The organism is Nocardioides massiliensis (assembly GCF_030811215.1).
Lineage (GTDB): Bacteria > Actinomycetota > Actinomycetes > Propionibacteriales > Nocardioidaceae > Nocardioides_A > Nocardioides_A massiliensis.
Window position 1 is genome coordinate 297,135 of the sequence record NZ_JAUSQM010000001.1, and the last position, 24,717, is coordinate 321,851.

Here is a 24,717-nt window from a genome sequence, read left to right on the forward strand (position 1 = left end):
CGTCAGCTCACGGCGACGGCAGGGACGACGTCGGTGTGCACGAAGTCCTGCCCCTTGAACAGCAACGGCATCTCGCTGACGATTGCCAACGCGTAGGCAAAGCAGTCTCCGAAGTTCAACCGGGCCGGCGAGCCCGAGCCTCTGCCATAGGCTGCGTGGGCACGGCGCGCGACGTGGTACTGGCGGGCGTCGAACGCCACCACCTCGATCCGGCCGGATTCCACGAACTGGTCCACATAGTCGTGCGCATCCGGGCCGAGGACCAGCGTGACCTCGAACAACGTCGCTGCGGAGATGCGGACATCGGCAGCGTTCTCGATCGCCGCGGTGAACGTGACTGCCTCGGACTCCTCACGCGCGATCGCGACGATCGCCGAGCTGTCGATGATCAACGTGGCAGACCGCGCTCGTCGTAGAGATCGTCAGGATCCAACCCGGGCCGGGGGTTGCTGGCCCGGAACTCTGCACTCAGCTCGAGCAGCTCCGCCGCGATGCCCTCGCGGCTTCGCTTGTCCCGCGCCAAGGCATCTTCGAGCGCCTCACGCACGGCGCGGGTCGCCGACGTACCCCGACGGGCAGCCAACTCGTGCGCCAACCGGTGGACCTCCGGGTCCTTGATGTTCATCGTGGCCATGCGCAATTCTACCGCGACGGTAGAAGCCCGGCGCTGCGTGCGGACCGGGCCTAGCGGACGACGGGCTCCAGGCCGCGGCTGGTCTCCACGAGCAGCAGCACCTCCTCGGCGGTCGGCCACTGCGCGGTGTCGCCGAGGATGTCGTCGGTGTCGAAGGTGTCGCCGAGGATGTCGTCGGTGTCGAGGGTGTCGTCGACCAGCTCGTCGAGGTCGGACGGGTCCACCAGCTCCCACCCGACGGAGTTGAGCAGACCGTCAGCGACCTGGATCTGCAGGTCGAGCGCACCGCGTCGCGTCGCGTAGCGGGCGCGCACCGGGAAGACCGCATTGGCGGGTACGGCGAGGGGCGCATCGTCCTCGTCGATGTCGAGCAGCACCCATGAGGCGACCTCGCGCTCCTCCGGTGTCCGCACGCGCTGGACCCGGCCGAGCTGGGCGCGCAGCGCCAACGAGCCGTGATCCTCGGTCTGCTCGAGGATCGCCATGATCAGCGCCCGCAACCGGTCGTCGAGCGGCTCGATCAGCTCGGCGATCGCAGCGTCGTCGTCACCGGTGTCGGCCTCGACCCATCGCTCCAGCGCATGCGTGGCGAGATACATCCCCACCGTGAACGCCGCGGACAGCACGCGCGGGTGCCGGATCCCCCGCCGGCGCAGGAAGCCGTGCCAGCGGGCGTCGATCCGCTCGCTTGGGCGCATGAGCGCCAGCGACCCGACCGCGCTGCCGGCGGCCAGCGCAGTGCGCAGGCCGTCACCCAACGGCTCGCCCTTCTCGTCGCGCGCACCGATCCACACCGACGCCCCGACCGCCGCTGCCGACCCGACGCGGTAGGCGATCTGCCCGCGACGCGTCGGTCGGTTGGGGTCGATCAGCGCCCAGGCGCCCATGACGGCGCTCGAGGCGACCTGGAAGCTGGTGCTGCGGGGGTCGAGGAGCGAGGTGGCCATGCCCCAATCCTGCCTCGCGCCCCCTACCGACCCACGCGTCGGGCCGTGAACGCCACCGATGCCGAGCACGCTGCGGGGCCGGCGTAGGTGAACAGCCCGCGGGTGACCTTGCCGCCGGCGATCCGCAGCCGCAGCGAGGTGCCGAAGTTCGATCCCCGCGCCGACGCCTGGACGATGCCGTTGCGCGGGATCTTCCGCGCTGGGAAGTCGTAGGTGTTCTGTGTGTAGGTGTACGGCGAGGGCGCGATCCCGCACCGGGTGGTCATCGTGCCGCGCCAGTTGACGATCCGTCCGTTGCGAACGCGGAAGTGCACCCGCCCGTCGGGGCTGCGGTAGGTGCCGGCCAGCGGTCGCGGCGGCGCCTTCGTCGGGCGTACGACGATCACTCGGCTCGCCTTCACCCCGCCGCCCTGCACAGTCAGCCGCACCTTGCGGGCCCTCGCTGCGTTGATCCGGATGGGGATGCGGAGCGCGGTGGTCCGGCCGGGTCCGAGCGCGGCGTCCGAACGCGTCGCACCCACCTTCACGCCCTTGCCCTTGCCCGTCACGCGCACCCGTCCGGCGGAGACCTCGCCACGGTTGCGGACCGTCACGTGCACCTCGGTCGGCACCCCGCGGACCAGCCGCAGCTGCTTGACGTTCTTGCCGAGCAGCGCGACCTTCCCGACGCTGAGCTTCGGGGCCTGGTACGTGTTCGCGAGAGCCCCGACGACCGCGTCGTACGGCGAAGGACCCAGCAGCGGACCGTCGATCGGCTCGACCACCGCGACCACACACGACCACGGGCGCGCGGGCCGCGGGAGCTGGTGGCTCATGTCGGGGTTGTCATCGGTGTAGCCCACGACGGAGTACGTCGCCCCAGCCGCTCCGTAGGTCTCGTCCGTGAGCGCTGCCTTCACCTCGCACCGGGTGCCGTCGCGATGCCCGAAGCCGAAGACCAGGCGCGCGTCGTCGTCGTACTGCGTTTGCGGGTCGCCACGCAGCGTCAGCCGCGCGTCGACCGAGTAGTGCGGACGGGCAGTCGTCGCGCCGAGGACCTCGATGTCGAACCGTGCCGACGCGATCTGGCGACCGGGGTCGTCGGTGCTCGGGTTCGCGCTGGCGCCGAGACTCGCCGTCTGCTTCACCAGCACCTTGCCGCTGGCCGACGCAACCGGCACCGGCGCACCCGGGACGAGCGGACCAACGGTCAGTGCGAGTGCAAGCGCTGCGCCGTACGCGAGAAGTCGCTTCATCGGCCCACCCTCCTGGCGGCGAACCGGACCTCGACCCGGCAGGAGCCGGAGGTGTAGTAGGCAAAACGCCCGCGCGTGAGGCGATTGCCGACGAGCCGGCCCTCGAGCATCGAGGTGAACCAGGCGTTGCCGCCCTTCTTCTTCCACTCGTGCACGTCGTCGACGATCCCGCTGCGAGGCACGGCGCGGTTGCGGTGGGTGAGGTCCGTGTAGTGGTAGCGCGCGTACTCCATCGGCGGCTGGCACGTCATCCGGAACCGCTTGCCGCGGAAGCCGAGGATCCGGCCGTTCTGCACGCGGAAGGTGATGTTCTTGTTCTTCCCCACCCCGCGGTAGAGCCCCGCCGCGGGGCGCGCCGGAGCCGCGACGCGACGGATGGGCACCGTGCGCGTGGCCTTCACCCCGCCGCCACGCACCACCAGCCGCAGCCGGGTCTGCTTGCGGGCGGCCTTCAGGCGCACCTGCACGCGGGCGGTCTGGTTGCTGTCGTCGTACACGATCCCGAGCTTGTCCCTGCGCACCTGCAGCCCCGGGCCCTTGCCGGTCACGACCGTGTTGGCGGCGCGCCACGGGCCGGTGTTGCGGATCGGCACGCGCACCGTCGTCCAGACGCCGCGCACCAGCGGGAGGCGCTTCGGCTTCTGGTTGAGGATCGCCGGCTTGCCGATGACCAGACGGGGCTTCTCGTACTCCGCGGGCAGCGGGGTTCGGGAGAGCATGTCGTACGTCGAGGTCACGTTCGCCGGGTCGCTCACGGCGATGAAGGCGCAGTCCCAGGACTTCCACTCGCCAGCATCAAGGGCGAACGAGATCGTCCGGCCGGATCGAGAGAATCCGTCGCCCGACGCGCTGACCGTCGAGGTCTGCCAGAGCGCCGCTCCCGGGGCCGAGGCGCAGGTGGACCCGAACTGCTCGCCGAAACCGACGAGCAGTGCCGCATCGGTGACCGGCTCCGGCACACCGCGCAGCACCGCGGTCGCGGTCACCCGCCCCGTCTTCAGGACATAGCGCACCCGGGCCGACTCGAGCTGGCGCGCCGCCGGTTGCCCCTCACCACCCGTACGCGTGGTGAGTGGCCCCTCGCGCACCAGGACACGAGGCTTCGTCGCCGCTGCCGCCTCCGGGGCAGGCGCCGCCGGGACCAACGGTCCGAGCGTGAGTGCCAGAGCGGCGCCGAGGCCGCCCCCAATCAGTCGCTTCATCGTCCGACTCTCCTTGCGGTGAAGCCTTCGGAGACCGAGCAGGACCCCGCGGTGACGTAGCGGTAGCGGCCGGCGACGAGCTTGCCGCCGGCGATCCGGGCACGCAGGTGAGCGGTGTACCAGACGTCGCCCTTGCGATACTTCTTCACCGCGTCCACCACCCCGTGCCGCGGGACTTTCACCTTCGGGAAGCCGAGCGACACGTTCTTGTAGGTCGCGAACTGGCCGGGCGGTTGGCAGGTCATCCGCATGTTGATCCCGCGGAAGCCGGTGATCCGACCGTTCTGCACCCGGAAGCGGAACGTCTCGCCCCCACGCCAGGAGCCGGCCGTCGGCCGCGCCGGTGCTGCGACCGGGCGGACCTTCAGCACACGGGCACCGGTCGCGCCCGAGCCGGCCACGCGCAGCCGCGCCTTCGTGGTCCGCCCTCCGGTCAAGCGGATCGGCACGCGTACGGTCACGGCCTCGCCGACGCGCACTCGCCCGACCTTGGTCCGCTTCACCCGGACGCCCTTGCCGGAACCGCTGATCGTCACCCCCCGGGCGTCCAGACCACCACGGTTACGCACCGTCACGTGGTGGACCTGGGTCGCACCGCGCACGAGGCGCAGCTGCTTCTGGTTGCGGCCCAGGACCTCCACCTTGCCGACGACGAGATTCGGCGAGACGTAGCGGTCGACGAGCTTGCCGATCATCACGTCGTAGTAGGTCCCGGGGTCGTCGTGCGCCTTCACGCCGACGACCGCGCAGTCATAGGTCGTCGTGCGCGGCACGCCCTCCCACAGGGAGTGGTCGCGGCCGTCGGCGGCCCACACCCCGAGCACATCGGTGGCTTCGATCTGGCAATCGTTGCCGGCGAAGGTCCCGATGCCAACCAGGATCTCGCTGTCGGGATTGCGTTGCGGCTGCCCCTTGAGCCGGACCTCCGCGTTCAGGCTCGGCTCACCGCTGGCGGTGTCGTAGATGACCCGGACGACCGCCCGCTCGATCTGCCGGCCGGGCTCGGCGCTCTCCGGCATCCCCGCGATGCTCTTCGTCAGCGTCACCCGCTTCTCGGCGAGCTTGCGCGCGGGCGCAGCACTCGCCGGAGCGTCGCCGAGCGCCGGCAGCAGTGACGCGACGACGACGCCAGCGACGCCCATCACCGCGACCCGCCACGTCGTACGCCGAAAGCCTGATCGGCCGTTGACTGTATAGGCAGAAGACACGCGTGCTCCCCCGTTGGACTGGTCTGCCGGCCCGTTCCGGCAGACCTGACCGTATTGCCGCTTCCGTCCCCGGTCCAGGGGTCGATGGGTGGAAGCTTCCGGTCCGGCACGCTCCGTACGATGAGAGACATGACTGCCACTGCCTCCACGACCGCCGCCTGGGGCGTCGGACTCGCGACGTACGCCGCCGACGACTCCGTCCTCGATGTCTGGTTCCCCTCCCCCGCGCTGGGTGCGCCGGGCGCGGACGGCGACCCGGAGCTGGAGAAGCTGGCCGGCCGCGACGAGCTGCGCGACGTGCGCCGCGAGGTGGTCACGGTGGCGATCGACGACCTGGCAACGGCCCCGGGCGACGCGCTCGACGCGTGGTTGCGCCTGCACCTCCTCAGCCACCGGCTCGTGCAGCCGCACGGCGCCAGCCTCGACGGCCTCTTCGGTCTGCTGAGCAACGTCGTGTGGACCTCCGCCGGTCCGTGCGCGGTCGCCGACTTCGAGCGGACGCGCCTGCGACTGCGCGCCGCCGGCCAGGTGGTGACGGTGTATGGCGTCGACAAGTTCCCGCGGATGGTCGACTACGTCGTGCCGTCGGGCGTGCGCATCGCCGACGCCGACCGCGTCCGCCTGGGCGCCCACCTCGCGTCCGGCACGACCGTCATGCACGAGGGCTTCGTCAACTTCAACGCCGGCACGCTCGGCGCCTCCATGGTCGAGGGCCGGATCAGCGCCGGCGTGGTCGTCGGCGACGGGTCCGACATCGGTGGCGGCGCCTCGATCATGGGCACGCTGTCGGGCGGTGGCACCGAGGTCATCGCGATCGGTGAGCGGTGCCTGCTCGGCGCCAACGCCGGCATCGGTATCTCGCTCGGCGACGACTGCGTCGTGGAGGCCGGCTGCTACGTCACCGCCGGCACCAAGGTCACCGTCCGTGAGCCCGACGGCGAGTCCCGGCTGATGAAGGCCGCGGAACTGTCGGGCGCGTCCAACATCTTGTTCCGTCGCAACTCCGTGACCGGTGCGGTCGAGGCGGTGGCGCGCTCGGGGCGGGGCATCAAGCTCAACGACGCGCTGCATGCCAACGACTAGACGCAAACCTCCCCCACGCCGGCCGGCTCACCAGAGCCGCCTGCTCCCCCGGGTGCTCGCCGGCCTGATCGTGCTCGCGGGGGTGTGCACCGCCCTCGTCTTCACGTTCCGCTCCGGCATCGGCCCGATCCCGGACGCGGAGGAGTGCACCGTCGAGATCGAGGGGACGGAGGTCGCGCTGTCGACTGAGCAGGCGGAGAACGCCGCGCTCATCGCCGGGATCGCCATGGGTCGCGGCCTGCCCGCACGCGCGGTGTCGATCGCGCTGGCGACGGCCTACCAGGAGAGCAAGCTCGTCAACATCGACTACGGCGACCGGGACTCCCTCGGACTGTTCCAGCAGCGCCCGTCGATGGGCTGGGGCACTCGCGAGCAGGTCATGGATCCGGTGTATGCGACCAACACCTTCTACGACGCGCTGATCAAGGTGCCCGGCTACCGCGAGATGCGCATCACCGAGGCCGCGCAGGCGGTGCAGCGCAGCGGGTTCCCCGAGGCCTACGAGGACCACGCGGCCGACGCCCGCGCACTGGCCTCCGCCCTCACCGGCTACCACCCGGCACAGTTCAGCTGCGTGGTCCGCCACGGCGGCACCGACCCCGTCTCCGCCGAGCTCGACGAGCAGGGCCTCACGTCGCGTGCGGCGGCCGTGCGCGCCGAGATCGACGCGGTCTTCGGCAAGCAGGCCATGGGCGGCTTCGAGCCCGGCGGCGTCAGCACCGGCCACATGGAGGGCTCGGCGCACTACGACGGCCGCGCCGTCGACGTGTTCTTCCGCCCGATCAACGCCGCCAACAAGCGGCGCGGCTGGGCGCTCGCGCACTACCTCGTCGCGCAGGCCGACCGTTTGCACATCCAGACCGTCATCTTCGACGACCGGATCTGGACCGCAGGACGCCGCTCCGAGCAGGGCTGGCGCGACTACCGCGTCGACACCTCCGGCAGGGACCGGCGTACGGCGGCGATCCTGGAGCACCGCGACCACGTCCACGTCGACGTGATCCCCTGAGTCAGCGCAGGACGAGTGCGTCGGGCGTGATCTCGACCGGGAACGGCGCCGTCAGCTGCGCCGCCTCATCACCGACGACCGATACGACCTCGACGTACGCACCGTCGACAAGTTCCCAGGCAACCAAGCGCGGCTCCAGCGGGTCGATCACCCAGTACGCCGCACACCCCGCCTTCTCGTAGCGCGCCTTCTTCAAGGTGAGGTCATAGAGCCGGGTGCTCGGCGAGAGGACCTCGACCGCGAGCAGGGGTGCGTGCGGGAGCTCCTTCTCGGTGAAGTCGTCCCTTCGCGCGACCAGCAGGTCGGGCTCCACGACCGTGTCCTCAGCGAGGGTGACGTCGAGCGGGCCCAGCATCACCCGCATCCCGCTGTCGTCGGGCAGGGCAGCCCGCAGGAGCACATACAGTTCGCCCACCACTCCTTGGTGCGGGACACCCGGCGCCGGCGTCATCACGAGCATCCCGTCGATGAGCTCATGGCGCCGACCGTCCTCGGGCAACGCATCGCGCTCCGCCCGGGTCATCGGTTGGCTCTGCAGTGCCACGCCCATGCTCACCATCGTGCCTCCTCGGGTGCATGGCGTCCATGCAACCGCGGCCCGGCCGGTGGCGTGCTGCTCATCCACAGGCACGCCGCCGTCACCGTCAGGCAGCCGCCTCGCGCTTCGCCGCGCGCCGCTCCCCACGTCGCTCGACGAGCAGGTAGAGGACCGGCACGAGCAGCAGCGTGAGGAACGTCGAGCTCAGCAGACCGCCGATGACCACGATCGCCAGCGGCTGGGAGATGAACGCACTTCCTCCGGTCACGCCCAGCGCCATCGGGGTGAGCGCGAGGATCGTCGCCAGCGCGGTCATCACGATGGGACGCAGGCGCTTGCCGCCGCCCTCGGTGATCGCCTCCATGACGCTGGCCCCGCGTTCGCGGTACTGGTTGACCAGGTCGATGAGGACGATCGCGTTGGTGACGACGACGCCGATGAGCATCAGGGCACCGATCAGCGACGGTACGCCGAGCGGGATGCCGGTGATCAGCTGCAGCAGGATCGCCCCGGTGGCGGCAAAGGGCACCGACACCATGAGGATCAGCGGCTGCAGCAGCGAGCGGAACGTCCCGACCATCACCAGGTAGACGATGAGGACGGCGACCAGCAGCGCCACACCCAGCTGGGCGAACGCATCGGCCTGGTCCTCGGCGACGCCGCCGATGCTGACCTCGGTGCCCTCGGGCAGGTCGAGGTCGTCGACGAGTGCCTGCACGTCCGCGGTCACCGAGCCGAGGTCGTCGGCTGCCGGCGATGCCGTGACGGTGATCGTGCGGTCTCCGTCGAGGCGGCTGATGCTGGCGGCGACGTTCTTGCGCTCGACCGTGGCGAGCTGGCCGAGCGTGCCCTGACCGACGGGGATCTGCTGGAGCTGGTCGACGGTCTGCGGCCTGGGCGTGCCCGTGAGGACGACGTCGAGGCGGTCACCCGCGATCGCGACCTGCCCGATCGGCGGCTGGCGCAGGATCTGCGCGAGCACCCCGCCGAGCTGCGGGCCGGTGAGCCCGGCCGAGGCGGCGGCCGGCAGCGGCTGGACGTCGAGGATCGGCTGTGCGGGCGCGGCGTCCGAGGTCACCGTGCCGACGCCGTCGACCTCCCTCAGGGCGGTGACGACCTGCTCGGCGGCCGCGTCGAGGTCGCGCGGGTCGACGGCGGTGACGATCAGCTCGAGGTCGGTGCTGAAGCCGGCACCGCCCGCGCTGATGGTGATCTCGCCGGGCGCCTCGGTCAGCTGCTCCTCGAGCTCGTCGGTGACCGCGTCGGCATCGCTGCCCTCGTCGAGGGTGAGCGCGAACGAGTTCGCGCCGCCGGCGAACAGGCCGGCCAGACCGGACTCGCCCACCGAGGTCTGCACGGTCTCGACAGCGTCGTGCTCGGCGAGCACCTGCTCGACGGCCTTCGCCGCCGTGTCACGCCGCGCAAGGCTGGCGCCGGCCTTGAGCTCCTGGCTGACGGTGAGGGTGTTCTGGCCCGTGCTGCCGAGGAAGTTGGTCTTCATGAGCGGCGTGAGCGCGAGGGTGACGAGCAGGATCACCAGCGCACCGGCGAGGGTGGCCCACGGGCGGCGCAGCGCCCAGCCGAGGGCGGGGTCGTAGGCGCGGCGCAGCCACGTCTTCCGCTCCGCGGCCTCCGCCTTCTCCGCCACGACCTCCGGCGACTCCGGGGAGGCCGGCACCCGCAGGAACCAGTACGCCAGCACCGGGATGATCGTCAGCGCGACCAGCAACGAAGCCAGCAGCGCGAGCGCGACCGTGATCGCGAACGGCCGGAACAGCTCACCGACCTGCCCACCGACGATGCCGATCGGCAAGAACACCGCAGCCGTCGCGATGGTCGAGGAGGTGATCGCCCCGGCGACCTCGCGGACACCGGTGATGATCGCCTCGGCCTTCGCGACGCCGTACGACAGGTGGCGCTTGATGTTCTCGATCACCACGATCGAGTCGTCGACGACGCGACCGACGGCGACCGTCAGCGCGCCGAGCGTGAGGATGTTGAGGGTGTAGCCCCCGAGGTTGAGCCCGATGAGGGTGACCAGGAGCGACAGCGGGATCGAGATCGCCGTGACGATCGTCGAGCGCAGCGAGCCCAGGAAGATCAGGATCACGACGACAGCGAAGACGAGGCCGAGCCCGCCCTCGACCGTGAGGTCCTCGACCGACTTCTCGATGAACGGCGCCTGGTCGAAGGTGACGGTGATCGCGGCGTTGGCGCCGAGCTTCTCCTCCAGCTCGCCGATCAGCTCGTTGACCTCCTCGGAGATCTGAACGGTGTTGCCGTCCGGGGTCTTCGTGATCGCCACCGACTGGCTGGGCTCGCCGTTGGTGCGGGAGTACGACGTGGGCTCGGCCGCACCGACCCGCACCTCCGCCAGCGTGCCGAGCGGGGCGTTGCCGCCGCGGGGCAGGGGCACGGGGACGGCGCGCAGCTCGTCGATGGTGGTGGGCGTCGTGCCGACCTGCACCGCCAGCGCGGTGTCACCCTGCTCGAGGGTGCCGGCCGGCACCATCGAGGCGTTGTTGCTGAGCGCGTCGGCGATCTGCGCCCCGGTCACCCCGGCGCTGGTCGCACGCGGCTGCAGGGCGACCTCGACGCGCTGGACGGGCGCGCCGGTGAGCTCGGTCTGGCGCACCCCTTCGATGTCGGAGAGCTCGGGCAGCACGACGTCGTTGATCTTCTGCGCCAGCGCACCCGGCTTGTCGTCGGAGGTGATGGCCAGCTGCACGATGGGGAACTGGTCGAAGTCACCGGCGAAGACGAGCGGCTCAGCGCCCGACGGGAGTGTGCGCAGACCGGTCACCTCGGTCTCGATCTGCTGGCGCGCGCGGTCGAGGTCGGTGCCGTACTCCAGCAGCACGACCACCACGGCGGACCCGTTCGACGACACGGAGTTCAGCGACTCCAGCCCGTCGACCCCGGCCAGGGAGTCCTCGATCGGGATGGTGATCTCCTGCTCGACCGCCTCGGGGGACGCGCCGGCGTACGGCACGACCACACCGACGGCCGGGAACTGCAGGTCGGGGATCAGCTCGGTGCGCAGCGAGCTCAGCGAGATGCCGCCGAAGATCGCCACGATCACGGTCGCCAGTCCGACGAAGGCACGGTTGCGCAGGGAGAAGGTCGCGAAGTGGCCCACGGGCGGAGTGCTCCTGGTGAGGTGCGAGGCCGGGGTGCGGCCACGGTCGACAGATCGTTAGCCTGAGCCTAAGGGACAGGGGGAAACATGACCGAACCGGACCAGCTCCGCACCGAGGTCGAGCAGCGCCTGCTCGCGATCGAGCGGCTCGGCGCCGGCCTGCGGCTCGAGGCCGTCGTCGCCACGCAGCTGTCGATCCAGCAGCTGAAGGTCCTGATGCTCGCGGTCCACCGGTCGCCAGTCAGCGGGCACGAGGTCGCGACGACCCTCGACGTCACCCCGGCCACCGTCTCGGGGCTCGTCGCGCGACTGGTCGACGCGGGCCTCCTCGTCCAGGAGCCGTCCTCCGAGGACCGGCGGGTCCGTCTGCTGCGCCCCACCGAGGCCGGCGTACGCGCGCTCGACGAGGTGTCGTCGTGGGCGCTCGACCAGCACCGCGAGATCATCACGGACCTCTCCCGCGAAGAGCTCGCAGGCCTGGCGCTCGGGCTCGCCGGTGTGGAGCGTGTGCTGCGCGAGCGTTCGCCCTAACCGACCCAGAAGCCGCGGCCACCGCCGAAGAAGTCACTGGGCCGCGATGAGGACGACGCGCCCGAGCGGGCCCCGAGGTAGGACCCCACGACGGCCGCTCCCAGGTCGTCGAGCTCGGGGGCGACCACCCGACCGTCGACGCGACGGGCCATCTGGTCGATGAAGCGCGCCAGGCCGGGGTCCTCGCCGAGCCGGAAGAACGTCGTCTGGGCACCGAGCCGGCGCGAGTTGTCGAGCTCGTCGACGCTGCGCCGGATCGTGACCGGGTGCGGCGGATAGGAGAACCACACCTGACCGTCGGACTCCAGGTGCGCGGTCGGCTCGCCGTCGGTCACGATGAGCAGCACCGGCTGGGCGTTCGGGTGCTTGCGGAAGTGCCGGTTGGCCAACAGCAGGCCGTGGTGGAGGTTGGTGCCCTTCGACCACATCGCGTCGAGCGCGGTCAGCTGCTCGATCTCCATCTCCTCGGCGTAGCGCCCGAACGAGATCAGCTTGAGGTGGTCGCCGCGGAAGCGGGAGCGGATGAGCGTGTGCAGCGCCAGCGCCGTGCGCTTCATCGGCACCCAGCGGCCGTCCATCGCCATCGAGAACGACGTGTCGACCAGCAGCGCGACGGCCGCCTGGGTGCGGGCCTCGGTCTCCTGCACCTCGATGTCGTCGACCTGGATGCGGGGTCTCGACTTCGCTCGACCGCCGTGCTCTGCCTGCCGGGTGACGGCGTTGAGGACGGTGCGCGTGACGTCCCACGGCTCGGTGTCGCCGTACTCCCACGCCCGGGTCGCTCCGCTGCGCTCGCCGGCCGCCCCGGCCTTGCGCAGGTCGCGCGCGCCCTGCCGGCCCGACATCCGCTGGGCGACGTCCTTGAGCAGCGCCTTGCCGAGCTGGCGCATGGCCTTGGGTGAGAGCTTGAGCTGGCCGTCGGACGAGCGCGACAGGTAGCCGGACTCCCGCAGTGCCTTCTCGAGCTCGGCCAGGGTGCGCGCGCTGACGGCCGCCTCGTCGCCGAGCTGGCGCGCGAGCTTGTCGAGGTCGATGTCGTCCATGCGCGCGCCAGGGTGCGACTGGGAGAGCTGCTCGGTCAGGTCGTCGAGGTCGGCCAGGTCCTGCAGGACGCCCGTGCCGTCGCCCAGCCCGAGACCCTCGTCCCCGCGGAACTGCTCGCCGCCGTCCCAGTCCTCGCCGGGACGCGCGGACTGCAGGTTGGCGTCGAGCCGGGCCAGCTGCTCCTGCAGCGCCGGGGAGCCGAAGGCCTGGGCCGAGAGCTCCATCAGCTCCTGGCGCTGCTCGGGCGTCATCGAGTTGAGCATCCGCTGCGCGGCGGCCGCCCGCTGCGCCATCGCGTCGATGAGCTCCTCGACCGTCTCGGGCCGCTCGGGGAAGAAGTCGCCGTGCTTGTCCATGAACTTGGCGAACTGCTCGTCGGTGTCCTCACCGCGCCCGTGCGCCTCGAGCAGCTCGTTGAGGTCGTCGAGCATCTCCGCGATGCGCGCGCGATCCTCGTCGGTGGCTCCTTCGAGTGCCTGCTTCATGCCGGCGAACCGCTGCTCGAGCAGCTCGCGACCGAGCAGGTCCTTGATCTGCTCGTACGCCGCCTTGGCCTCAGCGCTCTGCCAGTCGTAGTCGGACAGCGAGGTCACGGCGGCAGCCGGCGAGCTGGGGAGGTTCTCCAGCCGCATCTCGCGGAACGCGCGGTCGTCGTCGTCCATCATCGCGTCGCGCGCGAGCTGCTTGCGCTCCTCGAGCACCGCGCTGTCGAGCAATTCCTTGACTTGGGCGATCGTCCCGTCGAGGTTGTGGCGGTCCAACAACTCGCGCCGACGCTGGGCGACCTTGCGCATCAGGTCGTCGAGCCCCTCGGTCCGTTCGTCCCCTGAGCCTGTCGAAGGACCGCGCCGGAGGTACTCCCGCATCGCCCGCTCCGGCGAGTAGCCGGCCATCACGTCCTCGCCGATGGCGTCGAGCGCCTCGGCGAGGTCGACCGGCGGCGCCAGCGGGTCGGGACCGCCGGCGTAGCGCGAGTAGCGGGAGGCGGGCATGTCAGGCGCCGTACGTCGTCGCGGTGGCGTCGGAGTCCTTGGCGACCTTCTGCGCGAGGAAGAGGCCCTCGAGGGCGAGCTCGATCGCCGACGCACGGGCGCCGTCGGTCTTGGCCTCCAGCCGGTCGCAGATCTCGTCGTACGTCGGGGCCTCCCCCAACGCCGGCAGCGCGGAGAGCAGCCCGATCGCGGAGACGTGCGGGCCGGTGCTGACGGTGGCCCCGCCCTCGATGGCATCGACCAGGGGCGCGAGATCGATGCCGCGCAGGTGGGTGCGCACGGTCTCGGCGGTCGCGACGCGCAGCAGGTGGTCGAGGATCTGCCGCTCGCGGCCCTCCTCACCGGACTCGAACTCCACCTTGCCGGCGAGCACGTCGACGGCGGTCTCGAGGTCGACGCCGCGGGCGACGCCCTCGTCCTCCCCCCGGCGTACGGCGCGGTGCAGCGCGGCCGCCGCGATGGTCTCGGCACCGGCGATGGCGAAGCGGGCGGAGACGCCCGAGCGCTGGTCGACGGCGTTGGACGAGCGCAGCGCGCGGGTGAAGCGCGCCAGGATCTCCAGCAGGTGGTCGGGGACCTCGGCGACGAGGTGCGCCTCCTGACGGATGACCGCGATCTCCGCCTCGAGCGAGGTCGGGTAGTGGGTGCGGATCTCGGCGCCGAAGCGGTCCTTGAGCGGGGTGATGATCCGGCCGCGGTTGGTGTAGTCCTCGGGGTTGGCGCTGGCGACGACGAGCACGTCGAGCTCCAGACGCAGCACGTAGCCGCGGATCTGGATGTCGCGCTCCTCCATCACGTTGAGCATCGCGACCTGGATGCGCTCGGCGAGGTCGGGCAGCTCGTTGATCGCGACGATGCCGCGGTGGCTGCGCGGAATGAGACCGAAGTGGATCGTCTCGGGGTCACCCAGCGTGCGACCCTCGGCGACCTTCATCGGGTCGACGTCACCGATGAGGTCGGCCACCGACGTGTCGGGGGTGGCGAGCTTCTCGGCGTACCGCTCGCTGCGGTGGCGCCAGGCGACCGGGAGGTCGTCGCCGAGCTCGGCGGATCGGCGTACCCACTCCGGGGAGACCGGCTCGTAGGGGTGCTCGCCCAGCTCGGAGCCCTCGATGACCGGCGACCACTCGTCGAGCAGCCCCACCAGCGTGCGCAGCAGACGGGTTTTGCCCTGGCCGCGCTCGCCGAGCAGCACGATGTCGTGACCGGCCAGGATCGCCCGCTCGACCTGCGGGATGACGGTGTCCTCGAAGCCGTGCAGACCCGGCCACGGGTCCTCGCCCGCGGCGAGCTTGGCGAGCAGGTTGCGGCGCAGCTCCTCGCGCAGGCCGACGAGCTCGTGGCCGGAGGCGCGCAGAGCACCGAGGGTGTTGATGTCAGGGGCGGTCACGCTGGCGAACCTAGCGCGAGTCGGCAAGCCTCGCTGCGGCCGTCTCGACCCGCTCGTCGGTGGCAGTGAAGGCGACCCGGACGTGGCGCTGCCCTGCCGAGCCGTAGAACGCGCCGGGGGCGACGAGGATGCCCCGCTCGGCGAGCCAGTCGACGGTCGCCCAGCAGTCCTCACCCCGGGTGGCCCAGAGGTAGAGCGACGCCTCGGAGTGGTCGATGGTGAAGCCGGCGCCCTCGAGGGCGGCGCGCAGGGTCGCGCGGCGGGCGGCATAGCGGGCGTGCTGCTCGGCGACGTGGTCGTCGTCCTCGAGCGCCGCGGCCATCGCGACCTGCTGCGGGTACGGCAGCATCAGACCGAGGTTCTTGCGCACCGCCAGCAGCTCGTTGACCACGGCAGGGTCGCCGGCGACGAACGCGCAGCGGTAGCCGGCCAGGTTGGAGCGCTTCGACAGCGAGTGGACGGTGAGGATGCCGGTCGGGTCGCCGCCGCAGACGTCGGGATGGAGCGCGGAGATCGGCGGGTTGTCGGCGTCCCACGCACACTCGAGGTAGCACTCGTCGGAGACGACGAGCACGCCACGCTCACGCGCCCACTCGACGACCTTGCGCAGATGGGCGACGGGCAGCACCTTGCCGCTGGGGTTCGACGGCGAGTTCAGCCACAGCAGCGTCGGCTTCTCCGGGCCGATCGCGGTCAGCGAGTCGGCCGCGAGGGTGCGCGCACCGACGAGCGCGGCGCCGACGGCGTACGTCGGATAGGCGAGCTCGGGATAGACGATCAGGTCGCCGGCACCGACACCGAGGTGGAGCGGCAACGCACCGATGAGCTCCTTGGAGCCGACCGTCGGCAGCACGCACTCGGCGTCGATCCCGGTGACGCCGAAGCGCCGGCCGAGCCAGTCGACCGCGGCCTGGCGCGTCAGCGACAACCCGGTGGTCGTCGGATAACCCGGTGCGTCCGCAGCGCCGGCGAGCGCCTCCCGGACGACCTCGGGCGTGGGGTCGACCGGCGTACCGATCGAGAGGTCCACGACCCCGTCGGGGTGGGCGCGGGCACGCTCGCCGTACGGCACCAGCGCATCCCACGGGAAGTCCGGCAGCCGCGAAGAGACCTTGCTCAGTGGTCGTGCTCCTGCGGAGGCAGGGCGGCGACGAACGGGTGGTCCTTGTCGATCTCGCCCATCTTGGCTGCACCACCGGGGCTACCGAGGTCGTCGAAGAACTCGACGTTGGCCTTGTAGTAGTCCTTCCACTCCTCCGGAGTGTCGTCCTCGTAGAAGATCGCCTCGACGGGGCAGACCGGCTCGCACGCACCGCAGTCCACGCACTCGTCGGGGTGGATGTACAGCATGCGCTTGCCCTCGTAGATGCAGTCGACCGGACACTCGTCGACACATGCACGGTCCTTGAGGTCCACACACGGCTGAGCGATGACGTAGGTCACCAGGTCCTCCTAGTCAGAGGGTTGAGGGCGAGCGAGGTGCAAGGGGTGGTGCTGCGCTCCCAGCCTAGTATCACGGCGTGCACGAGGAGGCGAAAGGCCACGATACGGGCAAGCATCTGCTTGGTCCCCACGTGGTGGGCCAGCGCGTCGTCATCCGCTCGCTGGTCCGGGGTGAGACCGGCCCCAGCGGCGGTCCGGCCCTGACGGACGTGCTGGGCACCTGCGAGAGCTGGGCCGACGGCGAGGTGGTGGTCGCCCGCGACGACGGTTCGGGGCGCAGGGTGCGCATCGCGGTGACCGACATCGTCTCCGGCAAGCCCGTGCCGCCCCGGCCCTCGGTGCGGTTGCGCGTCACGTCGCGCGAGGCGCAGCTACGGGCCACAGGCATGTGGCCGGATCTTGCGACCGAGCCGCTGGGCGACTGGCTGCTACGCGCGGGCACCGCCTCCGTACGCCGTACGAGCTCGGCGCTCGCGATGGGCGATCCGCAGATGCCGGTCGCCGAGGCCGCCGAGCGGGTCGTGTCCTACGCCCGGGAGCACGACCTGCCCCCGGTGGCGATGGTCGAGGTCGGCGACGACGTCGAGCGCGACCTCGTCGGGCTGGGGTGGGTGGCCGACCGCGCGGACGAGGCGCCGGTGTGGTTCCAGCTCGCGTCGGTCTCCCGGGCGCTGCGCGCCCTGCGCGGGATCGGCCGTCCCGAGGTCGAGGTGGAGCTCGTCGAGGACGGCACCCAGGTCACGGCGCGGATCGGGGCGCAGGCGACGGCCCGGGCGGCGTACGGCGACGACTGGGTCGGCATCCACGCGCTCGAGGTCGACGCGGCGCACCGGCGGCAGGGACTCGGCCGGGCGCTGGTCGCCGCGCTGCTCGACTGGGGTGCCGAGCGCGGGGCCACGACGGCGTACGTCCAGGTGCGCACCGACAACGAGGCGTCCGAGCGGCTCTTCGCGCAGCTGGGCTTCGTCACCCACCACACCTACCGCTATCTCAGGCCGAGCACCTGAGCGATCGCGCGGTCGACGTCGCGAGGCGCAGGTCAGTCGCTGTCGCGACTTCCGCCGCCGTTGCCGGTGTCGCCACCGCCCTGCCTGGCCGGCGGGCCGGAGCCGGGCGGCGGACCGCACACGACGGTGTCCGACGGGGTGTAGCGGGTGTTGAACTTCTCGGTCTTGACCAGCTCGCTGCTGCCGGGACGGCGGAAGTAGCGGAAGACGTCGATGTCGAAGCCGCCGTACCCGCTGTTGGGCCGGCAGTCGCTGGTCTGGATGTAGCGCGTCTGCGGCGAGGTGAAGTTGTAGCGACCGGAGGTGTCGGTGTCGATGTCCCAGATCTTCGTGCCGTACATCGTCACGGTGGCCGCACCCTGACTGCCAGGCGTGCTGGGCCGCACCGACGCCTTGATCAGGATGCCGTGGTCGGTGTTGTTCTTGAAGCGCAGGTCGACCGCGCCCCACGCCACGGTGGCCTCGCGGCCGATCGGGTAGCGGTCGATGTAGAACGAGTGCGGCTTGTGCTCGACGTCCTCGAGCCCGGCGAAGAACATCGCGTTGAACAGCGTCGTCGCGATCTGCGAAACGCCGCCGCCGTAGTCCTCTTTGTAGATCCCATTGCTGATGATGATGCCCTTCGCGAAGCCGTTCTCGGCCGTGCGCTCCCCGACCGTGTCGTTGAGGCTGAAGGTCTCCCCCGGCTTGAGCAGGTAGCCGTCGACGAGCTCGGCGGCGCGACCGAGGTTGATGTTGCGGTACTCGGCGTAGGGGAAGTACGTCGTGAACGACGAGACCTCCTCCTTGATGCCCAGCGCCTTGGCGTCTGCGGTGGTGAAGTCGGGCTTCTCGACGACCGCGTCGATCTCGATGCGTCGCTCGTCGCCGCTCTTGGTCACATGGTCGAGGAAGACCGAGGTGAGCTGGTCGCGGTCATAGCTGACGCCGCGGCGGGCGGGGACGACCCGCGGCTCGCCGTTGACGACCTCGAAGCCTGCGTCGCGCGGCTTGCGGCCGACGGTGCGCATGGCCCTGTTGATGCCGCGCAGGAAGACCTCTTCGTCGAGCTGTGGCTGCAGCTCACCGTCGACCGTCTGCACCGACAGCGCATCGGCGTAGGCGCGAGGACGCAGCTGCACCTCGGTGTCACCGTCGAACACCACGGTCACGGGCGCGGACAGCGCGGGCTCCGCGAAGGACTCGAGCGCGTCGCGCACGGCCTGCTCGTCGACGGCCGGCGGATCCTCGACGACGGGGAAGACGGCGGTGTCCTCGGTGAGGTACGCCGCCTTCACCTCCTCCACCGCGGCGTCGCGGTCGAGAGCGGTGCCGGTCTGGGGACTGATCGGCTGTGGCTGACCCGCCTCGAAGAGGATCGCGCCCTCGACGGGCGCCTCGTCGACGCGCGCGGCGAACCCGTCGATCACCTCGTCGAGCGCCGACTGGTCGACGTCGAGCACGGCCGGGTTGCCGTCGCCGCCGGTGTAGTAGTCCCACAGCCTGCCGGGGTGCCAGCTGCGACCGGCGCCGGCCTGCTCGACGGAGGCGGCGTAGTCGACGGCGAGGCCCGCCTCGCTCGGCGCGATCGACTCGGTCTCGTCGTCGACACGCACCCGCACGGGTGCGTCCTCGCGCTCCACCAGGCCGTCGCGCAACCGCTGCTCGGCGTCGGCGGGGGTGAGCCCGCCGATCTTCACGCCGGCGACCGCGGCGTTGCGCGGCACCTTCTCCCCCGCCACGGCGTACGCCGCCACATAGAGAGCACCGACGAGCAGGGCGATCCCGAGGAGGGTGAGGACGACGACCTTGCCGCCCTTGGAATCGGCATCAGCGGTGGTGTCAGTCACCCGCCCGATGATAGGTGGCGCCGTGGCGGCAGCGTCGCCAGCCCGACGGCAGCCATGACGAGGGCCACACCCATGAGCGCGTAGGACGAGAGGTCACCGAGGAACCACGCGTCACCCTCGGGACGCTCGCGCACGAGCACCACTCCCCCGAGCAGCCACCCCGCGGCGTACGCGGTCCGGGTGGTCCAGCCGGGGCGGATCGTGACCAGCAGGACGATCGAGGTCGCGATGCCCAGCAGCAGACCGAGCGGGTAGCGGTGGACCGCCGTCGCGCAGACGACGACCACGACCCCGATCAGCAGGTGCCCGGCAACCTTCACAGCCCGGCGAACAGGTCCGTCTCGAAGCCGTCCTCGTCCAACGGGCCCGGCGTGCCGGTGGCGATGCGATAGAACTCCACGCCGAACGCCAGGCTCCCCTCGTTGTTGGACAGCGCGAAGAACGGCCCATCGGTGGTGATCTGGGTGGCGTGGGCACGCAGCGCGTCGAGCTTGGCCTCGAGATAGTCGCGGGCGTCGACGCGGGCGCTGATCAACCGCTCAGGCGTGATGAACGGTGGCAGCGGACCGTCGGGGTCCATCCCCTCGAACGTCGTGGTGTCACCGGCGTCGCGCAGCTTGCGCAGACCCTCGCGCATCCGCTCCGCGCTCATCGCCCCCCAGTAGGTCTTGGCGATGGTCCAGGGCGCGCCGAGGTCCTCGCGGTAGGACGGGACACCAGCCAGGACGGCGGCGTACGTCGCGACGCGGTGCGCCTGGATGTGGTCGGGGTGGCCGTAGCCGCCGAACTGGTCGTAGGTCACGAGGACCTGAGGGCGCACCTCGCGGATGACGGCGACGAGGTGATCGGCGGCCTCGGTCAGGTCGGCGCGCCAGAACGCGTTGTCGTGGACCTGGTCGGCGGCGACCGCGTGACCGTCGGGGTGCCAGGCCATGCCGGAGTCGCGGTAGCGGCCGAAGCCACCGAGGTAGCGGTGGTCGGTGACGCCGAGCGCCTTCATCGCGTTGGCGAGCTCGACCTTGCGCTGCTCGGCGAGCCGGTCCTCCTGGTCAGAGGCGAGGTGCGCGAGCTCGGGGACGAGGATCTCGCCCTCCTCTCCGCCGGTGCAGGTCACGAGGGTGACGTGGGCGCCCTCGGCGACGTACTTCGCCATGGAGGCGCCCTGCCCGATCGACTCGTCGTCCGGGTGCGCGTGGACGAGCAGGAGTCGGCGGCCGGCAGTGATGGTCATGCGCGCAAGCGTAGGACCCGGCCTGTGGTCGCCTACGATGAAGCCCACTCCTTGCCCCTTCTGCCTCGGGAACCTCGTTGCGCGTATCTCGCCCCTCCGTCCGACTTGTCGTCGTGTCCGCGCTGACGGTCCTCGGCACCGCGACTGCCTCCACCGGCCTGGTGCCGGCGCACGCCGGTTCCGAGCCGGCCAGCGGGTCCGGATGGGCCTCCTTTGACGCTTACCCGTCGCGGGTATCGGCCGCTCCTGCGTTCGCTCGCGAGCCTGTGGTCGCGGTAGTCGAGGACGCACCCGACCTGGTCACGCTGCGCGAGGGCGTGGACCCTGCCGAGGTCCGCGAACTGATCGCGGAGGTCGAGGGGGCCGGCGCGACCGTGAAGGCCCGGCTGGGCAAGGACTTCCCCGGGTTCACCGGCACTCTCACACCGCGCGCCGAGCGGATCCTGCGCGACCACCCGGCCGTCGACCTGGTCGACGACAACGCCGTCTTCACCAACGCCGGGATCCAGGACGACGCCCCCTGGCACCTCGACCGGATCGACCAGGTCAATCGCACCCTTGACGGCCGCTACACCTTCGGCACCGCGAAGCGGCACAGCAACGGCAAGGGCGTGCGGATCTACGTCGTCGACTCCGGCGTACGCGCGACCCACGTCCAACTGCGCGGCCGCGTCGGCAAGGGCGCGAGTGCGATCGGCCGGCTGTCGCCGCGCAAGGATTGCAGCGGACACGGCACCCACGTCGCCGGCTTGGCGGCTGGCAGGGCCTCGGGCGTGGCCAAGTCCGCCACGATCGTGCCTGTCCGGATCTTCGGTTGCGGCCCTCAGACATCAGCACGCAACGTCATTCGCGGCATCAACTGGGTAACCAAGAACCACCGCAAGCCGGCCGTGATGAACCTCAGCCTTGCGGGCCCACCGAACCCGGCGGTCACCCGGGCGGTCCGGCGGGCCCTCAAGCGAGGCGTTCACGTGGTGGCGGCGGCCGGCAACGACAGAATCGACGCGTGCCGGGTGAGTCCGGCGCGGATGATGAACGTGATCACGGTCGGCGCACTCAACCGCCAGGACCGTATGACCTCCTTCTCCAACCGCGGGCCGTGCGTCGACGTTTGGGCGCCCGGCCAGAATCTCCGGTCGGCGACACACCGCAGGGACCGCGGCACCCGAGCGGAGTCCGGGACGTCCATGGCCGCGCCGCTGGTCGCCGGCACGCTCGCCCGGATGCTGCAGGTGCAGCGGAAGTTGAGGCCGGTCGCCGCGCGTCGTGCGCTGGTGGCGGCCACCCCCCTACAGGACCGAGGTGACGGATACCTCCAACCAGTCCTGTTCTCCGGGGTCCGCGACGATGTGCACCGAGCCGCCAACCCTGCGCGCGTGCTGACTACGAACCCGGGGTTCGAACAGGGAGCAGCCGGCTGGGAGGCGACGACGCCGGATCTCATCACCGACGATCCGATGGTGCTCGCCGCCAACGGCACCTGGAAGGCCGTGCTCGGGGGGGCCGGGGTCGAGGGTAGCTCCGGGATCCGGCAGCAGCTCACGGTCCCCGTTAACGCTCGCCGCGCTTGGGCCTCCTTCCGCCTGCAGGTGCTCACCGATGAGCCCGTCCGTGGTGCCTACGACCAACTGGCGGTGCTCGTCTACAACGCGAGCGGCGACAGGGTCATCGGCGAGCTGGGCTACTTCTCAAATCAGCACGCGGCGGGCCACTTCGCAAGGTACGAGGTGAACCTGCGCCAGTTTCGCGGGCGCAGCATCCACCTCGCGTTCGTGGCGATCGAGGACGAGTCGCTCCCCACGACGTTCGTGATCGACGACGTGTACGCCACGGTCCAGTAGCTGCCCAGTCGTCTCAAACGAAGCAGGAAGTCGGGCGAGCGAAGTCGAGTCCCTAGTCCCGCCAGTGCCCCTTCACCCGGCGCGGGGCGTCGGGCAGGGGCAGCGGCGCGGGCGGTGCGGGCGAAGCGGGCGCGACCTCCGGCTCGGCACCGACGGTCTCGACCCACCCATCGAACTCCTCGACCACCAGCTCCACCGCGGCGTACGGCGCCTGGGTGGTCACCGTCCAAGGTTGGTCCTCCTCGTCGTCCTCGCCGTGGAAGCGGCCGCGGGAGACCGTGGCCGGGTAGCCACCACGCTCGAGCCGGGCAGCGACCTCGTCGGCGTGCTCGCGCTCGTCGAGCAGGGCGAGCACGTCCACCGACGGGGCGGCTGCCGCCATGAGCTGCAGGACGAACGGCACGTCGGCCGGCAGCCAGTCGAGCTCACCGAGCTCGGCCAGCGGCACCCAGCGCAGCTCGGTGTGCTCACCGGTCCGCGGCGCCGGGTGGCCGGCGACGACCCTGCCGTGGGCGATCGCCAGCTCGAGGCCGGGCCGGACGACCTCGGTCCCCGGCAGCCACCCGGTGACCTCGATCCGGCAGCCCAGCTCCTCGCCGATCTCGCGGATCGCCGCTTCCTCCGGTGTCTCGCCGGGCTCGACCTTGCCACCCGGGAACTCCCATCCGGCCGGTGCGTGGCGCAGCGCCGCGAGCACCGTCGGCGTCGGGCCGGTCGCATGCAGGGCGACACCGACGACCAAGCGCGCACCCGGCCCGGGCTGGGGCGCGTGCGGCATGCTCGGGACCGTGGGCATGGCGGCAGGCATGGCAGCAAGTATGGCCAGGGCACGGGGTGCCTCGGTCCCGGTGGGCAGCGAGTGGTGGTTCCCGCCGAGCGACCAACGCTCGCGCTGGTTCCCCCAAGGCGTGCACGTGCTCCCCGACGTCGTCCTGCTGACCGCCTACCTGCACGGCGCGGACGGCAAGAACCACGGATCGCGCATCACCGAGGTCGACCGTGAGACCGGACGCCACCGTCACGTCCCCCTGCTCGGCCAGGACGGCGGGCCGCTGCGCATCCATGCGGGCGGCATCGCCGTGCTGGGCGATCGGGTCTACGTCGCCGCGACGCGCAAGGGACTCGCCGTGCTGGACCGGGCGACGTACGCCCTCCAGGGTTGGGTCAAGCCTGCGGGCGACCTGCGCTACTCGTTCTGCTCCGCCACCCCGGACGGGCGTCTCGTCGTGGGTGAGTACGACCGCCACGAGCCCGGCCGGTTGTGGTGCGGTGAGCCAGACGGCTCCGCCGGTCGCTGGTGGACCGGTGCGCCGCAGATGCAGGGGGCGGCGTACGACGGGCGGGAGTGGTGGATCTCCAGCAGCCGGGGGAAGTTCGGCCGTGGCTGGCTGCTCGGCCCGCGCTCACGACGGCTGCCCGCCGGCCCCGAGGACCTCGCGTGGGATCCCGACGGCCAACACGTGTGGACGGTGACGGAGTACGCCTGGCGGCGGCGCCTGCTCCGGGTGCAGGTCGAGCGTTAGCCCTTCTTCGGGACCATCGCCAGCTGCCGCGACTGCGCGACCAGGTTGCCGCTCGCGTCCCAGATCTCGGCGTCCTCCTCGAAGAGCCCGTGGCTGAGCATCCGGGTCTCGTGGGTGACGAGCAGCCAGCCCGGCACGGGCCGCGCGCGCACGTTGGCCATCAGGCTCAGCGTGGGCGCCCAGCCCGGCAGGTCGAGGTTGAAGGTGACCGGCGGCAGGCAGTCGAGCACCATCAGCATGAGGATCGGGTCGGGGTCGCGGCCGTCGGGCATCCGGAACCACGCGGAGATCCGCCCCTCCCCCGTCGGCTTGCCGTCGATCCAACCGACGGTGTCGGGCGTCATGCGAACGTCGAGCTGACGTTGCAGCGGCACGAGGTCGAGGAACCCGGGCGGTGCCTGCTCCTTGCCCCAGCACTCCTCGGGCGGGGCGAGCTGCGGCATGGTGCGGGTGAGCAGGTTGCGCTGGGCGTCGTCGGGGTCGGCCAGCGCGTCGAGGTCGGCGTACGTCGCCGTCGCCCGCAGCCGCTCGACCGGCACCCCGTCGACCTCCTGGGTCAGCGCGACCTGACCGGTGGAGACCGAGCGGCCGGTGCGGATGACCTCGGTGTCGAGGTAGGCCGGACCCTCCACGGCGGCGGAGAGGTAGGTCGCGCTGATGCTGACCGGGTCGGGGTGCTTCGAGCCCGCGCTGGTGAGCGCCTGCTGCAGTGTGCGTCCCAACAAGGACAGCAGGAAGCCGCCGTTGAGGGCGTTGCCGATCGACCAGTCGTTGGTCAGCGCCGCCCGGAAGTGTCCGGGGCGCTCCGGATCGGGGGTCGCGGTGATGGCCTCGTCGAACGTGCTCACGATCGGGCACGGTATCCCTCCGCGGAAACCCGTCTCCGACCGG

Annotated in this window: 23 protein-coding genes; 6 read left to right on the forward strand and 17 right to left on the reverse strand. The window is 71.2% G+C overall.

Annotated elements, in window-relative coordinates:
- Window positions 1-2: 2 nt before the first annotated feature.
- From J2S59_RS01645 to J2S59_RS01670, 6 genes are read right to left on the reverse strand one after another with little or no spacing between them, the layout of a single operon-like run.
- Window positions 3-392, reverse strand: a complete 390-nt coding sequence (locus J2S59_RS01645) for a type II toxin-antitoxin system VapC family toxin (protein ID WP_306824744.1) — start codon at window positions 390-392, stop codon at window positions 3-5.
- Window positions 389-634, reverse strand: a complete 246-nt coding sequence (locus tag J2S59_RS01650; protein WP_068125258.1) for a type II toxin-antitoxin system VapB family antitoxin — start codon at window positions 632-634, stop codon at window positions 389-391. Before J2S59_RS01650 ends, J2S59_RS01645 begins: the two co-directional genes overlap by 4 nt.
- Before the next feature lie 50 nt (window positions 635-684).
- Complete coding sequence (locus J2S59_RS01655) at window positions 685-1,581, reverse strand: hypothetical protein (protein ID WP_306824745.1); 897 nt, start codon at window positions 1,579-1,581, stop codon at window positions 685-687.
- 23 nt (window positions 1,582-1,604) lie between these two features.
- Window positions 1,605-2,816, reverse strand: a complete 1,212-nt coding sequence (locus J2S59_RS01660; protein ID WP_068116928.1) for a hypothetical protein — start codon at window positions 2,814-2,816, stop codon at window positions 1,605-1,607.
- A complete protein-coding gene (locus J2S59_RS01665) occupies window positions 2,813-4,018 on the reverse strand; it encodes a hypothetical protein (RefSeq protein ID WP_068116930.1) in 1,206 nt (401 codons plus the stop codon). Before J2S59_RS01665 ends, J2S59_RS01660 begins: the two co-directional genes overlap by 4 nt.
- Window positions 4,015-5,226 carry a hypothetical protein gene (locus tag J2S59_RS01670; protein ID WP_181641495.1) on the reverse strand — a complete coding sequence of 404 codons (1,212 nt, stop codon included), beginning with the start codon at window positions 5,224-5,226 and terminating at the stop codon, window positions 4,015-4,017. Before J2S59_RS01670 ends, J2S59_RS01665 begins: the two co-directional genes overlap by 4 nt.
- Before the next feature lie 129 nt (window positions 5,227-5,355).
- On the opposite strand from J2S59_RS01670, the gene dapD reads away from it, so the two are divergent.
- Together dapD and J2S59_RS01680 are read left to right on the forward strand one after the other, a co-directional pair.
- Window positions 5,356-6,309, forward strand: a complete 954-nt coding sequence (gene dapD, locus J2S59_RS01675; RefSeq protein ID WP_306824746.1) for a 2,3,4,5-tetrahydropyridine-2,6-dicarboxylate N-succinyltransferase — start codon at window positions 5,356-5,358, stop codon at window positions 6,307-6,309.
- Window positions 6,296-7,318 (forward strand): VldE C-terminal domain-containing protein, encoded by a 1,023-nt coding sequence (locus J2S59_RS01680; RefSeq protein WP_246360334.1) that lies wholly within the window; start codon window positions 6,296-6,298, stop codon window positions 7,316-7,318. The genes dapD and J2S59_RS01680 overlap by 14 nt, the downstream gene beginning before the upstream one ends.
- Window position 7,319: 1 nt before the next feature.
- Here the strand turns inward: J2S59_RS01680 and J2S59_RS01685 are convergent, their stop codons facing one another.
- The gene (locus tag J2S59_RS01685) at window positions 7,320-7,868 is read right to left on the reverse strand and encodes a Uma2 family endonuclease (RefSeq protein ID WP_246360333.1); all 549 of its coding nucleotides are present in this window, start codon (window positions 7,866-7,868) and stop codon (window positions 7,320-7,322) included.
- A 94-nt stretch (window positions 7,869-7,962) separates the two neighbouring features.
- Window positions 7,963-10,995, reverse strand: coding sequence for an efflux RND transporter permease subunit (locus J2S59_RS01690; RefSeq protein ID WP_068120985.1), 3,033 nt, complete (start codon window positions 10,993-10,995; stop codon window positions 7,963-7,965).
- 87 nt (window positions 10,996-11,082) lie between these two features.
- On the opposite strand from J2S59_RS01690, the gene J2S59_RS01695 reads away from it, so the two are divergent.
- Window positions 11,083-11,526, forward strand: coding sequence for a MarR family winged helix-turn-helix transcriptional regulator (locus tag J2S59_RS01695; protein WP_306824747.1), 444 nt, complete (start codon window positions 11,083-11,085; stop codon window positions 11,524-11,526).
- On the opposite strand, the gene J2S59_RS01700 is transcribed toward J2S59_RS01695, so the two are convergent.
- Genes J2S59_RS01700 through fdxA form a run of 4 tightly spaced genes read right to left on the reverse strand, consistent with a single transcriptional unit; the run spans window position 11,523 to window position 16,395 of the window.
- Window positions 11,523-13,562, reverse strand: coding sequence for a vWA domain-containing protein (locus J2S59_RS01700; protein ID WP_068119023.1), 2,040 nt, complete (start codon window positions 13,560-13,562; stop codon window positions 11,523-11,525). The genes J2S59_RS01695 and J2S59_RS01700 overlap by 4 nt on opposite strands.
- A 1-nt stretch (window position 13,563) precedes the next feature.
- A complete protein-coding gene (locus J2S59_RS01705) occupies window positions 13,564-14,952 on the reverse strand; it encodes a MoxR family ATPase (protein WP_068119020.1) in 1,389 nt (462 codons plus the stop codon).
- A gap of 10 nt (window positions 14,953-14,962) precedes the next feature.
- Window positions 14,963-16,072 (reverse strand): succinyldiaminopimelate transaminase, encoded by a 1,110-nt coding sequence (gene dapC, locus J2S59_RS01710; RefSeq protein WP_181641695.1) that lies wholly within the window; start codon window positions 16,070-16,072, stop codon window positions 14,963-14,965.
- Window positions 16,069-16,395, reverse strand: coding sequence for a ferredoxin (gene fdxA / locus J2S59_RS01715; protein WP_068119011.1), 327 nt, complete (start codon window positions 16,393-16,395; stop codon window positions 16,069-16,071). Before fdxA ends, dapC begins: the two co-directional genes overlap by 4 nt.
- A 77-nt stretch (window positions 16,396-16,472) precedes the next feature.
- On the opposite strand from fdxA, the gene J2S59_RS01720 reads away from it, so the two are divergent.
- Window positions 16,473-17,402: a GNAT family N-acetyltransferase gene (locus tag J2S59_RS01720; protein WP_306824748.1), complete on the forward strand. Its 930-nt coding sequence runs from the start codon at window positions 16,473-16,475 to the stop codon at window positions 17,400-17,402.
- A gap of 32 nt (window positions 17,403-17,434) precedes the next feature.
- Here J2S59_RS01720 and J2S59_RS01725 read toward each other — a convergent pair whose 3' ends face one another.
- From J2S59_RS01725 to mshB, 3 genes are read right to left on the reverse strand one after another with little or no spacing between them, the layout of a single operon-like run.
- Entirely contained in the window at window positions 17,435-19,231 is a 1,797-nt protein-coding gene (locus J2S59_RS01725; RefSeq protein WP_068119003.1) for a VanW family protein, read from the reverse strand.
- Complete coding sequence (locus tag J2S59_RS01730) at window positions 19,228-19,551, reverse strand: DUF6113 family protein (RefSeq protein WP_068119000.1); 324 nt, start codon at window positions 19,549-19,551, stop codon at window positions 19,228-19,230. The genes J2S59_RS01725 and J2S59_RS01730 overlap by 4 nt, the downstream gene beginning before the upstream one ends.
- Complete coding sequence (mshB, locus tag J2S59_RS01735) at window positions 19,548-20,462, reverse strand: N-acetyl-1-D-myo-inositol-2-amino-2-deoxy-alpha-D-glucopyranoside deacetylase (protein WP_068118996.1); 915 nt, start codon at window positions 20,460-20,462, stop codon at window positions 19,548-19,550. The genes J2S59_RS01730 and mshB overlap by 4 nt, the downstream gene beginning before the upstream one ends.
- 266 nt (window positions 20,463-20,728) lie before the next feature.
- Here mshB and J2S59_RS01740 point away from each other — a divergent pair, with 266 nt between their 5' ends.
- Window positions 20,729-22,303, forward strand: coding sequence for a S8 family peptidase (locus J2S59_RS01740; protein ID WP_068118993.1), 1,575 nt, complete (start codon window positions 20,729-20,731; stop codon window positions 22,301-22,303).
- Window positions 22,304-22,355: 52 nt separating this feature from the next.
- Here J2S59_RS01740 and J2S59_RS01745 read toward each other — a convergent pair whose 3' ends face one another.
- Window positions 22,356-23,111, reverse strand: a complete 756-nt coding sequence (locus J2S59_RS01745) for an NUDIX domain-containing protein (protein WP_281366698.1) — start codon at window positions 23,109-23,111, stop codon at window positions 22,356-22,358.
- A gap of 10 nt (window positions 23,112-23,121) precedes the next feature.
- Here J2S59_RS01745 and J2S59_RS01750 point away from each other — a divergent pair, with 10 nt between their 5' ends.
- Window positions 23,122-23,826 carry an NHL repeat-containing protein gene (locus J2S59_RS01750; protein ID WP_306824749.1) on the forward strand — a complete coding sequence of 235 codons (705 nt, stop codon included), beginning with the start codon at window positions 23,122-23,124 and terminating at the stop codon, window positions 23,824-23,826.
- On the opposite strand, the gene J2S59_RS01755 is transcribed toward J2S59_RS01750, so the two are convergent.
- On the reverse strand, window positions 23,823-24,674 hold the full coding sequence (locus J2S59_RS01755) for a thioesterase family protein (RefSeq protein WP_068120275.1): 852 nt from the start codon (window positions 24,672-24,674) through the stop codon (window positions 23,823-23,825). The two genes, J2S59_RS01750 and J2S59_RS01755, sit on opposite strands and share 4 nt — an antisense overlap.
- Between the last annotated feature and the right edge of the window lie 43 nt (window positions 24,675-24,717).